Annotated in this window: 15 protein-coding genes; 11 read left to right on the plus strand and 4 right to left on the minus strand. The window is 44.0% G+C overall.

What is annotated here, in order from left to right:
• Positions 1 to 112 precede the first annotated feature (112 nt).
• From PSI22_RS20175 to PSI22_RS20185, 3 genes are all read right to left on the minus strand, one after another.
• The gene (locus PSI22_RS20175) at positions 113 to 943 is read right to left on the minus strand and encodes a YfdQ family protein (RefSeq protein WP_273581297.1); all 831 of its coding nucleotides are present in this window, start codon (positions 941 to 943) and stop codon (positions 113 to 115) included.
• Between the two features lie 65 nt (positions 944 to 1,008).
• Entirely contained in the window at positions 1,009 to 1,380 is a 372-nt protein-coding gene (locus PSI22_RS20180) for a YfdP family phage-associated protein (RefSeq protein WP_273581298.1), read from the minus strand.
• Between the two features lie 510 nt (positions 1,381 to 1,890).
• Positions 1,891 to 2,538: a helix-turn-helix domain-containing protein gene (locus tag PSI22_RS20185; protein ID WP_273581299.1), complete on the minus strand. Its 648-nt coding sequence runs from the start codon at positions 2,536 to 2,538 to the stop codon at positions 1,891 to 1,893.
• Positions 2,539 to 2,605: 67 nt separating this feature from the next.
• Between PSI22_RS20185 and PSI22_RS20190 the strand changes: the two genes are divergently transcribed.
• The 9 genes from PSI22_RS20190 to PSI22_RS20230 are packed head-to-tail and all read left to right on the plus strand — an operon-like array spanning position 2,606 to position 8,104.
• Positions 2,606 to 2,827, plus strand: coding sequence for a helix-turn-helix domain-containing protein (locus PSI22_RS20190; protein WP_273581300.1), 222 nt, complete (start codon positions 2,606 to 2,608; stop codon positions 2,825 to 2,827).
• 48 nt (positions 2,828 to 2,875) lie between these two features.
• Positions 2,876 to 3,409: a YmfL family putative regulatory protein gene (locus PSI22_RS20195; RefSeq protein WP_273581301.1), complete on the plus strand. Its 534-nt coding sequence runs from the start codon at positions 2,876 to 2,878 to the stop codon at positions 3,407 to 3,409.
• Between the two features lie 7 nt (positions 3,410 to 3,416).
• Positions 3,417 to 3,593, plus strand: coding sequence for a hypothetical protein (locus tag PSI22_RS20200; protein WP_273581302.1), 177 nt, complete (start codon positions 3,417 to 3,419; stop codon positions 3,591 to 3,593).
• The gene (locus tag PSI22_RS20205) at positions 3,583 to 3,765 is read left to right on the plus strand and encodes a DUF4222 domain-containing protein (protein WP_273581303.1); all 183 of its coding nucleotides are present in this window, start codon (positions 3,583 to 3,585) and stop codon (positions 3,763 to 3,765) included. Before PSI22_RS20200 ends, PSI22_RS20205 begins: the two co-directional genes overlap by 11 nt.
• Positions 3,766 to 3,774: 9 nt before the next feature.
• Complete coding sequence (locus tag PSI22_RS20210) at positions 3,775 to 4,878, plus strand: conserved phage C-terminal domain-containing protein (RefSeq protein WP_273581304.1); 1,104 nt, start codon at positions 3,775 to 3,777, stop codon at positions 4,876 to 4,878.
• Complete coding sequence (locus PSI22_RS20215) at positions 4,878 to 5,765, plus strand: DNA adenine methylase (protein WP_273581305.1); 888 nt, start codon at positions 4,878 to 4,880, stop codon at positions 5,763 to 5,765. The genes PSI22_RS20210 and PSI22_RS20215 overlap by 1 nt, the downstream gene beginning before the upstream one ends.
• Positions 5,743 to 6,423 carry a phage antirepressor KilAC domain-containing protein gene (locus tag PSI22_RS20220; RefSeq protein WP_273581306.1) on the plus strand — a complete coding sequence of 227 codons (681 nt, stop codon included), beginning with the start codon at positions 5,743 to 5,745 and terminating at the stop codon, positions 6,421 to 6,423. The genes PSI22_RS20215 and PSI22_RS20220 overlap by 23 nt, the downstream gene beginning before the upstream one ends.
• Positions 6,420 to 7,427 (plus strand): DUF968 domain-containing protein, encoded by a 1,008-nt coding sequence (locus tag PSI22_RS20225; RefSeq protein WP_273581307.1) that lies wholly within the window; start codon positions 6,420 to 6,422, stop codon positions 7,425 to 7,427. Before PSI22_RS20220 ends, PSI22_RS20225 begins: the two co-directional genes overlap by 4 nt.
• A complete protein-coding gene (locus PSI22_RS20230; RefSeq protein ID WP_273581308.1) occupies positions 7,427 to 8,104 on the plus strand; it encodes a bacteriophage antitermination protein Q in 678 nt (225 codons plus the stop codon). Before PSI22_RS20225 ends, PSI22_RS20230 begins: the two co-directional genes overlap by 1 nt.
• 150 nt (positions 8,105 to 8,254) lie before the next feature.
• Here the strand turns inward: PSI22_RS20230 and PSI22_RS20235 are convergent, their stop codons facing one another.
• The gene (locus PSI22_RS20235; RefSeq protein ID WP_273581309.1) at positions 8,255 to 8,791 is read right to left on the minus strand and encodes a nucleoside/nucleotide kinase family protein; all 537 of its coding nucleotides are present in this window, start codon (positions 8,789 to 8,791) and stop codon (positions 8,255 to 8,257) included.
• Positions 8,792 to 8,931: 140 nt separating this feature from the next.
• Here PSI22_RS20235 and PSI22_RS20240 point away from each other — a divergent pair, with 140 nt between their 5' ends.
• Together PSI22_RS20240 and PSI22_RS20245 are read left to right on the plus strand one after the other, a co-directional pair.
• Positions 8,932 to 9,249 carry a hypothetical protein gene (locus PSI22_RS20240; RefSeq protein ID WP_273581310.1) on the plus strand — a complete coding sequence of 106 codons (318 nt, stop codon included), beginning with the start codon at positions 8,932 to 8,934 and terminating at the stop codon, positions 9,247 to 9,249.
• Positions 9,250 to 9,422: 173 nt separating this feature from the next.
• Positions 9,423 to 10,178: a DUF2829 domain-containing protein gene (locus tag PSI22_RS20245; protein ID WP_273581311.1), complete on the plus strand. Its 756-nt coding sequence runs from the start codon at positions 9,423 to 9,425 to the stop codon at positions 10,176 to 10,178.
• The last annotated feature ends 51 nt before the right edge of the window (positions 10,179 to 10,229 follow it).

Below are 10,229 nucleotides of genomic sequence, written 5' to 3' on the forward strand. Positions count from 1 at the left end.
TGGAAAGATAAATATGCTTTTTTGTATATGTAGTTAACCAAGACATTATTAATGACTCCACACAATATTTTTAAATAAGCGCCGTAAATAACGACGCTTAATTTTCTATTTATTATCTGGTTGAGAAATTACCGATGAATGTTTCAATGTCCGCATCTTGAAACTCAACGGTCAGAAGATCGCGAAACTCTCCAGCAATGGCTTCTTCTCTCGCTTCCAATTGCGCAATACGGAGCACCAACACAGGAACACTATCACCTGTCAGAATGCTGTAACGTAATTTAAACCTGCGTGCTGACAGTCCATCATAAGGAATACATTTAAACTCAAACACAGCAGGCATGACTTCTTTGCTTTTGGCTTCGATACTTTCCAGTACTGAACGTTTTCCGCTGAAATCATGCTCTTCGTGATCTTGGGATTGCGTGGCTTCAATGGTAATACGACGGATAGCGCCAATGGCCTTTTTAATATCCAGTACATGCCCATCGGCGTCAAAGGCGGTCAGATGTTCGTACCAGTCTTCCAGCCATTCAGCGAGTTCTTTTTGCCGTGACTTACGGCCGTTAATTTCCAGCAGGGCGCTGAACGGTGCTGTTTTCTTCAAAGTGATACTGGCTGCGTTATCCGCATGACCGGGATTGGCTATGGTACCGAGATTGAAAATAGTTTCAGCCCGCATTTTATCAGCATCAATAAAACAGCGAGTTACCTGTACATCGGAATAACCAATAGAATATTTAACGAAATCGTCAATACTGGTTGTTTTCATTTCCCCACGAAAGCGATAACGTAAAAGATTGAACTCTTCCAGACTTTCGAGGTTGTAGTTTTCAGGGATAAGGGCAGCAGCAAAAGTTGTTTTTTTAATGGTATCCAGAGACGCAGAAGCGATACTCATTTCCTGAACTTGAGAAATAGCTGTGTTATCTAATTGAGACATGAAAAACCTCCACTCTTTATTTTGAGTATTAATTAATATTGAAAGTAAAATATGAATAAATTAAATCAGTTTACTGCTTTTATTTTCCTGTCCGGCTCTCCGTTAATGGAAAATAAACTCCCCTGATCTTCTTGCATAACTGTCAATTTCCCGCCCTTACCAACATACATTGGTGTTTCAGTGGTATCCTCTTCTGAGGATTTGCCGCGAGGCGTTGGTGCGGTGAATTTCAATTTATGGGAAATCATGATGCGTTTTTCTTCGATGGAATTATTCAGCCGAGAAATATCCATCTCTACGATCACTTTGCCCTTACCACCGTTATTTAATACACCCAGTGCAACCGCATTTAATGACGCTGACAGTTTATTTTCGAAAACCCCGCCATCCAGTTCGGATATAAATTCGGGAACCACGGTTTTCTTGCTTTCACTCATGCTAACCTCCATTGGTTATGGTTATTACTCCACACAGTTTTTGGCTACTCCACACTTATAGATAAGGCCACCAGCTACTCAGAAACCTTATCTATAAGTGCAAAAAAAAATCGCGGCTGACCTCCTGGTGTTGGCTGAAGAATCAGTCAGCCGCAAATCACGTTATCCTCTTCAGTGACCCAAATATAGCAATGCGTATTTTTAATAGCAATACGTATTAATCAAGTTATAATAGAAAAACGTATAACACATTGTAAGGATACGTAATTTATTTTTCTAAATGGAATAGCTAAGTCAGAAAGCGTCAGCAAAACGGGGTGCTTTCTGTGTTGATTTTTTGGAGTAGATAGATAAAGTATACCGTGGTGACTGTATAAAAAATCAGTAATTTTGAGGGTTTATTGCCCAATAGATTACAGAACCCTAGAGGGCGTTATGTATGATTTTGGTTTTACACAGGATGGACGAAGGCGTTTATGAAGAGTCTACCAGATTACATGAAATTGGAGATTACTTCCTGAAATCCCGTAATAAAAATATTACAACGCCAAGCACGGTGGCTGGCGACGATGATAAATCTAGCAATGGGATTCGAGAGTCGTCTACATCTAAATAACCAGCAGTTCCACCATCTAAAAACCTATATACAGATATATCTTTTTGATTTACGGTTGCAATAACCAAATCTTTTGTGCCAGGCACAATGGCTGTATCAATAATTACAATTGAGCCGGATGGCGCTTCAGCACATCCGCTATTTCTCTCCATTACATAGGCACGCCATGTGGGCAACGGTTTACCTGACGGAGAGATCACAAAATCGTCAGTTTTTCCATTGATATCCCAAACGGGTATTTGTTGTCGATTATCTAAACTGGACATTACTGGTGTTCCGTCACCCATTAGCATATTGCCAGTACCGTTAGCTAACCATTCTGGATTGACCCCTAGCGCATGAGCTATATCTATGATCTTCGAAGAGCCTTTAGCTTGACCCTGAGTTAACCGCCAGATTGTTGGCTGTGTAACACCGGATGCTTCAGCTAAGGCGCCTTGAGTCATTTTCTGTAATTTCATTGCCTCTGTGAGGCGCTCTGCAATATTTGAATTTTTCATACAATGCAATTTATAGCTATGCGTATCGATCGTCAAATACACATTGCTATTGTGAAATTAAATACGTATTGCTATTATTTGGTGGGTTTAATAGCAAAAGGGTTTGTTTGTGGCAAAAAATAAAGTAATTCAAAAAGCTATCAGGATTGCTGGCAGCCAAAAAAAATTGGCTGATCTATGTAATGTCAAGCAACCAACGGTTTGGCGTTGGCTGCACGGTGGCGGCATAGATGCGCGGTTTGTGATGCCAATAGTGCGAGCCACTAATGGAATGATACAGCCCTGTGATATCCGCCCAGATTTAGCTGATTTAGTACAAACCAAAGAGTAGTTGAAAACTGAAATAAATAAACCACAGAAAAATAAGAGGAGCCGTGGGATGAAAAACTGGCAGATAGAGAAACAGCCTACATGGTACTCACGAGTCGTGAAGAGAATGATCACCAAGCTGAACGGAGGCTATAAAGAGGCGGCTGAGTGGTTAGGGGTTACGGAAAACTCTGTATACAACCGTCTGCGTGATGAGGGGGATCAGATTTTTCCTATTGGGTTCGCTGAAGTGATTCAGAGTGCCTGTGGTGAGCCATTGCTGGTGGAAGAAATGGCTCGACGGGCTGGTGGTGTATTTGTTCCGTCCCCCGTCGTGGAGGTGGACAGAGAGGATATTGCGGCAAAATTTAACGAGCTGGTTGGAAAAATGGGGGAGTTAGCCCAGCGCTGGAATGAATTTACCGCCGATGGTGTGATTGATAAACAGGAGAGGGCAGAGCTGAACTACATCGGGGAACGTTTGCAGATCCTCACGCTGGAATACCTCAGTTTGTCCTATCGCTATTTTTGCCCGCCCGAAAAGGTTGACGCCCCAGATATGCGGTCTGAGGCGTCGGCACGTCAAAAACATTGTGTGGAGTAATTAACGCATGGCCAGTTTAACCAAAAGTAATGGCATTGCGCAAATTCGTTGCCGCTTTACTCCTGGGGGTCGGGCAACTCCGTTCTGCTATGAAATCAGAATACTCGGTAAGTGGGAGCTGACCAACCACAGTTTTGTACAGTGGGTTGTGGGTGAATACAGGGAACGGAGTCATGGGCAATGAAAACATCAGAAAACTGGATCGCCGCTATCGTGATAAGCGCGGTATCGAAGTTCATGTCATTGGCTGGGATGCTGAACGCCAGTGGGTCGTTTTTATGCGAAAAGGCTATGAGCATCCGTGTGTGGAACCGTTGCGAAACTTCAAAGAAAAATACACCCGTATGGATGAGTGAGGGGATGGTATGAGTTTGTTATTGTTAAAAAATCGTCCACTGGTGGTTATTCCTGAACTGGCGGTACGCCTCGGGTTGAATGAGGCTATTGTTTTACAGCAGATTCAATACTGGCTGATTGAAACCGCGTCCGGCATTGAGGCAAATGGCCACCGCTGGATCTACAATACTATCGAGAAATGGCAGGAACAGTTCCCGTTTTTTTCCGAATCCACCATTAAACGTGCATTTGCTAATTTGAAAAAAACAGGCGTGTTACGTATTGAACAAATCAATAAATCCAATCACGACCGCACAAATTATTATTCGATAAACTATGAGCATGCATTGCTGACCGATGAGGTCAAAATGACCCCTTCGAACAATTCAAAACCAAATAATCGAAAAGGTCAAAATGACCCTATCGATAAGCGCAAATTGAAACAGTCAAACGGGTCAGAATGCGCCACTCTGAACGGGTCAAATTGGCCTGTTCTTACAGAGAATACAACAGAGATTACTTCAGAGAGTACTACAGAGAATTATTGTCAGGTTCCCAAGGAACCCGACGCCGCTCAACAGGTATTGAATTATTTCAATCAGGTTACTAATTCCAGCTACCGTGACGGTAAAACCACGATGGGATATATCCGCGCTCGACTGAGTGAAGATTATGCGCCAGAAGATCTAACATTGATCACCGACTACCTGACCGCCAAATGGGCGAATGACGGCAAGATGCGTGATTACCTGCGCCCGAAAACCCTGTTTAGCCCCGAAAACTGCGCAGAATATTTCGACAAGGCCCGCAAATGGTGCCAGGCAGGGTGCCCGCCATATGTTAACGGTCGCTGGCTGAAAGCCGGGGAAGCCGACGTTGTCATTGATACCGTGGAGCGTGATGCCACGTTCCGACAGCTATTTTCAACAGGCTGGACACCGGCAAACCGCCTTCAGGAACTGGCGGCGCAAATGGCGCGTAAAGCGGGAGTAGGTCGTATGAGTGAGGTGACTGGACTGGCTGCTTGGCGTGGGATTTGGAAGCAGGCCGCAGAACAGATTGCGAAAGAAGCGTTACAAACGGGATTTCGGGTTGTTGGTGGAAGCCCTGAGCAGAATGAGGGAGTGATTTGATGGATATCAAACATCCAGTTATTCGTTATCACGGCGGTAAATTCAGACTGGCGTCGTGGATTATTGGTCACTTTCCCCAACACCGTTGTTATGTGGAACCTTTTGGTGGGGCAGCGTCAGTACTATTAAGAAAAAACCGCAGTGACGCAGAGGTGTATAACGATCTTGATGATGATGTGGTTAACCTTTTTCAAGTTCTACGAGATCCTGCGTTGAGTAAGCAGTTGATAGATGCCTGCGCATTAACGCCTTATTCGCGGACTGAGTTTCGATATGCCTATGAACCCACTGGGGACCTAGTAGAGCGTGCTCGCCGCTTGATTGTTAGGGCAACAATGGGTTTTGGTTCAGCCGGAGCGACCAAAGGAACGACAGGATTTAGGCTCGATACCAAGCGCAATAGTGCGACAGCTCAGAAAATTTGGGAGCGCGCCCCCGATAACTTGATAGCAGTAGCGCAGCGTTTTTTGGGCGTTTTGGTTGAGAATCGGGATGCAGTGAAATGTATGCAAGACCATGATACCAAAACAACGTTGCATTTTGTTGACCCACCGTATTTGCCTGCAACTAGAGTCATGGTGGGTAGCTATTATCGTCATGAAATGGATGAAGATCAGCATACCCAGTTATTAGAGTGCGTACGAAGCCTGACGGGGATGGTAATCATCAGTGGGTATGATTCTTCTTTGTATAACAATGCATTATCTGACTGGACGAAATACACCAAGACCAGTGCAGCGAGTGGAAAATCTGGATCTGTCAAACGCATGGAATGCCTGTGGATGAATGACAATGTCATGAATGAATTACAGCAAGTGACCGACATAGAAAAGGCTAAAGCTAAGATTCAGGCTAGGGGGCAGAATGCCAAATTTAATGATGCATAGATTAACCATGTCGAGCAGGGAGATTGCTGATCTGGTTGAGTCCCGACATGATTCAGTGAAAAGAACCGTCGAACGGTTGGCAGAACGGGCTGTTATTCAACTCCCACCAATGGTGGAAGTCAAAAATCACCAGAATCAGACCACTTATGAATACCGGATAGGCAAGCGTGACAGCTATGTGATTGTTGCGCAGTTATCCCCTGAGTTTACTGCCCGGCTGGTGGATCGCTGGCAGGCACTGGAACAGCACCAAATTTCTCATATCCCCCAAACGCTGCCTGACGCATTGCGGTTAGCTGCAGATTTGGCAGAGCACAATCAGGCGCTGGAATCACAATTAGCAAATGCAGCCCCAAAAGTGGCGTTTGTGGATCGGTATGTGGATGCGCGTGGATCAATGACATTTCGGCAGGTTTGCAAGCTGATTGAGGCAAAAGAACCGGAGTTTCGCGGGTTCCTGTTGGACAGGCGGATCATGTATCGATTGAATGGCACGATGCTGCCCTACCAGAATCACATCGATGCAAAACGGTTTGAAGTGAAGACAGGGGCAAATATCACTAATGCTCATGCGTTCACTCAATCACGGTTTACCACGAAGGGAATTCGCTGGGTGGCGGGTTTGTGGGCGGAATACAAAGTGGGGTACATGGCATGAATTATTTACTGACCCCGCACATTGTCAGTGATCTGGGGCTGGTGGTCTTTAAGCCGGGTCGCCATCTCCTGAATGGGTTTTATGGCAGGATGTTGCTCACGCCTGAGCCTGCTGTGCTCCGGTCTGCTCCATCAGGGCAAGTAACAGAAGGGCAATGGCTGGCTTCCGATAAGCGCTTGTACCCCTTTTTTCAGCATGAGCGGGTCATCAAAGTCGCTGGCAGTTTGGAAGGGATGAAGCATTACATCGCCCAGACTGTTTCATTCTGTCAGGCGGCAGATGAGGAAAATTACCATCATAATTTATTGACAATAACTGTATATAATAACAGCGCCGTCAGGACATGTTGGCACCATGATAACCAGTGTCGGGACGGCTCTGATCGTATACAGAACGCAGCGGAACAAAACCTGTATCAGTGGGTATTGCATAACGTCATCAGTGACTTCCGGTTGCCTGCTCACCATCAGGTGACATGGCCAGAATTATTTAGCTGGGCGGTCATTCATCGGGTGGCGGATTTGCTGCCATCATTTATCAGTCATCGCGCCCTGCAGCGGGCAGATGACCACGGAGAGAAAACTCAAAGTACCACCAGCGAACACGATATCCGATGGGAACCCCTGACTTCACAAGATATTGTTAATGAGCGCGTGGAGCAGGTTAAAAATGTGCTGACGGCAGAGGTTGACGCTGAACCGCCCGCCAGCTTTATGCGTTTGCCAAAATTACAACGGTGGCGTAATACCCAATGGCTGCAATGGGTGAAATCCCAGCCCTGTGCGGCCTGTCAGCGTCCTGCCGATGATCCCCACCACATTATCGGTCATGGGCAGGGCGGGATGGGCACTAAGGCGCATGATTTGTTTTGTCTGCCACTTTGCCGGGAATGTCATGACGACCTGCATCGGGACAGGCTGGCATGGGAAGAAAAACACGGTAGCCAGGTGGATTTATTATTTCGTTTTTTGGACAGATCGCTGGGGATAGGGGCAATCAAATAATGACAAAATGGTATTCGCATGACTTGCAATACGTACGCACGCAGATTATCCCCGCATTGTTTGATATTGCCGGTGAAACCAAGGGGCAATTGGCGGCATTTGAAGACTCTCCACTGACATGTACAGATCACTATAAGCGTAATAAAGCCCGTATCAGGGTGGGAAATCACTGGGTGGTACAGGATACCGATCCGGTTTTTTGTCTTGAAACCCGAATGAGAAAACAGCCCAAACCGCCTATTAACCCGATAACATACAGGGGGAGTTCGTGGCGGCGGGCAGTACTGGCCATGGATAAACCCAAACTGGCATGGGTGTTGTACTGTTACGCACATTCCCTGGATTATCGCTATCAGGTTGAACTATGCGAATATCTCTGGGGAGGCTTTCTGGCAGGGCAAGCAGACCGAAGGATATCAATCAAAGTGAGCACGAGATTAAAAGGATTGGTCTGGTTGGCCGTTCAGCAATGTGCTAAGGCGTGTCGTTCAGAGAGTTTCTTCTCTTATACCCGATCAGAATTGGCCAGCTTGGCTGGGGTGAGTGTATACAATTGGAAAAATAATTATGCGCCATATTGGAGCGCCTTGGTAGAGTTATGCGAAAACATGGATAGAGAAGCACTTCAAGATATCACCCGGTTAAGAATTGAACAAAAATCATACCATGATCTATAAAACTTGCAAAAGTGTCCGAAATCAGCCATATTTTAATCAATTTTGATATTTTGCCAGAATTGTAAGTAATAAATTAACCCACTTAATAGGTGGGTTTTTTATTGCCTGAAATTAAGAATAAGACTTGCTGTTGTCTTTAGTGACTCTATTTTATTTACTGCTCTTAACCTGATTCAGAATAGACCTTGTGATTGTGGATATTGAAAGCTCACCATCTATTATGTAATCACTAAAACACTTTTCGCGTATTTGCATCGCAATAAACGAAGGTCTCGAATCTTTTAAGTATTCGCTAATACTATCTAGAATCTCTTGACTACTGGCTTTTTGAAAATCTCTTAACACACGACGAGATAATGCGATATCTAACGGAGTTTCAAGAAAAAAAGCGTAATCAATTTGAGAAGAAAGTGCAGGGTGAGCTCTGGCGAATGGGTAATCCAATACTATGTAATCATAAAGGTTACCTTTCACTAAATTGTTAAGATTTTGGCTGAATGGGGATATATCCCATTCACAATAATCTCCACCTCTATTAATCCAATCGTCTATATCAGCTGGAGAAATAGGAAACTCAAACTCATCGAAGTGAATACAGCAACTGTTATGTAGCTTCGCGACAAGAGCATTAGATATAGTGGTTTTGCCTCCACCTGAAACCGATGTGATTGATATTATTTTTGTCATTAATAAGAGAGTCCGAAATTTTTGGTTTGGTATTGAGTCACGAGTCTAATATTAAATCACATTATAACAACTTCATTCTATTCAGATTACTCAATGTAGTCTGCACTTCGGTGTGGCCTTTTCACTTTCTGGGGGAACGCATGTCTTCACCAATCACAGAATCCTTAGTTATCCGTCCTGCATCTGAACAACCCACATTCGATATGGATGACAAAGAGGTTTTAATCTACAACCCCTGCGATGGCTGGCATATCGGTTACATCAGTTTTTGCGATGAAGGAGAATACAGCGGCATTCATCCGTGGATGGGAGCAGCGTTTGAACCTCGATATTTTTATGTCGCTTGGGCACTTTTGCCGGATGGCTTGAAAATCGGTAATACCTTCGAAGATCAGAAAGCCACGCCGGAAGAACTTGAACGCTACTGGGCGGCAAGGAAAAAGCCGAACGGTAAATGATAGGGATTTCCAATGAATTAGATTAGTTTCAACTGGTTGTATGGATTGTTATACAAGGCTAATCAATTCACCCAACCATAAGCATTCGTTAATATATTCGGGCTGTTTAGCAGCGGACGGAAAGCTAACTCTATGGTTTAGCTTCCCATTATTTATAAATATAAGGAAATAGTATGTCTGACGTTATTAATCCCGAACATGAATGTCCATTTGACCCAGATGATTATAAAGGCGATCAGATTATCGCACCTGTAGGTTCTTTTTGGTGGGCGCTGGTTCAGTTGAAATTGGGGAATAAAGCTCGTCGTAGTGGCTGGCCTAAAGAGGAACAATTGAATTTTGTTCCACGTAGAACAGTTATCGAAGGTAATTACGATTATTTATCTCATATTGATAAACGAAATATTTATGGTAATTGGGCACCTTGGCAGCCGACACAGGAAGATTTGATGGCTTGTGATTGGATGTTTGTTGAATCAGATGACAATATGCTTGTTTTTGATCTTAAACCAGATTATAGAAAATATAGTGCAAGGTATGGCGAAGAGGAAAAATATCAAGTTTGGGGATATGATAGCGAATACGGTGGCGTGGGTAAGCCTCCTATCGGTACTTTAAAAATAACCAAAAATAAAACAGTTATTGAAAAGTTTATAAATTTCCAAGTGAAAGAATCAGGGAAATTGGAGTTTTGTGTAACTTGCAGTGACGCTAATCGTCAGAAAATGGAAGAATTACTCAAGAGAAATTTACGTGTCACTGTCGATGACATAACCTATAATCTTGGTACTTTCTCTTCTACGCAAAAACTAAATTATAATTTTGTAGCGTACATTGTCCGTTATGGCAATGATGACGCACAAAAATTAGCTACTCTGTTGCAACAAAGCGCAGATAAAGCACTGCATTTTTGCTTTAGTTGGAAATAACCCAAATCTATACCCTGAATTCAAGGCTGCGCTCCGGCGTGGCCTTTTCTA

Origin of the sequence: Xenorhabdus aichiensis (assembly GCF_028598775.1) — a bacterium.
GTDB lineage: Bacteria > Pseudomonadota > Gammaproteobacteria > Enterobacterales > Enterobacteriaceae > Xenorhabdus > Xenorhabdus bovienii.

What these genes read in the sequence shown, in the direction of transcription:
- PSI22_RS20175 (WP_273581297.1), bottom strand. Translation starts at nt 943, where the DNA reads ATGTCTCAATTAGATAACACAGCTATTTCTCAAGTTCAGGAAATGAGT.
- PSI22_RS20180 (WP_273581298.1), bottom strand. Translation starts at nt 1,380, where the DNA reads ATGAGTGAAAGCAAGAAAACCGTGGTTCCCGAATTTATATCCGAACTG.
- PSI22_RS20195 (WP_273581301.1), top strand. Translation starts at nt 2,876, where the DNA reads ATGAAAAACTGGCAGATAGAGAAACAGCCTACATGGTACTCACGAGTC.
- PSI22_RS20200 (WP_273581302.1), top strand. Translation starts at nt 3,417, where the DNA reads ATGGCCAGTTTAACCAAAAGTAATGGCATTGCGCAAATTCGTTGCCGC.
- PSI22_RS20205 (WP_273581303.1), top strand. Translation starts at nt 3,583, where the DNA reads ATGGGCAATGAAAACATCAGAAAACTGGATCGCCGCTATCGTGATAAG.
- PSI22_RS20210 (WP_273581304.1), top strand. Translation starts at nt 3,775, where the DNA reads ATGAGTTTGTTATTGTTAAAAAATCGTCCACTGGTGGTTATTCCTGAA.
- PSI22_RS20215 (WP_273581305.1), top strand. Translation starts at nt 4,878, where the DNA reads ATGGATATCAAACATCCAGTTATTCGTTATCACGGCGGTAAATTCAGA.
- PSI22_RS20220 (WP_273581306.1), top strand. Translation starts at nt 5,743, where the DNA reads ATGCCAAATTTAATGATGCATAGATTAACCATGTCGAGCAGGGAGATT.
- PSI22_RS20225 (WP_273581307.1), top strand. Translation starts at nt 6,420, where the DNA reads ATGAATTATTTACTGACCCCGCACATTGTCAGTGATCTGGGGCTGGTG.
- PSI22_RS20230 (WP_273581308.1), top strand. Translation starts at nt 7,427, where the DNA reads ATGACAAAATGGTATTCGCATGACTTGCAATACGTACGCACGCAGATT.
- PSI22_RS20235 (WP_273581309.1), bottom strand. Translation starts at nt 8,791, where the DNA reads ATGACAAAAATAATATCAATCACATCGGTTTCAGGTGGAGGCAAAACC.
- PSI22_RS20240 (WP_273581310.1), top strand. Translation starts at nt 8,932, where the DNA reads ATGTCTTCACCAATCACAGAATCCTTAGTTATCCGTCCTGCATCTGAA.
- PSI22_RS20245 (WP_273581311.1), top strand. Translation starts at nt 9,423, where the DNA reads ATGTCTGACGTTATTAATCCCGAACATGAATGTCCATTTGACCCAGAT.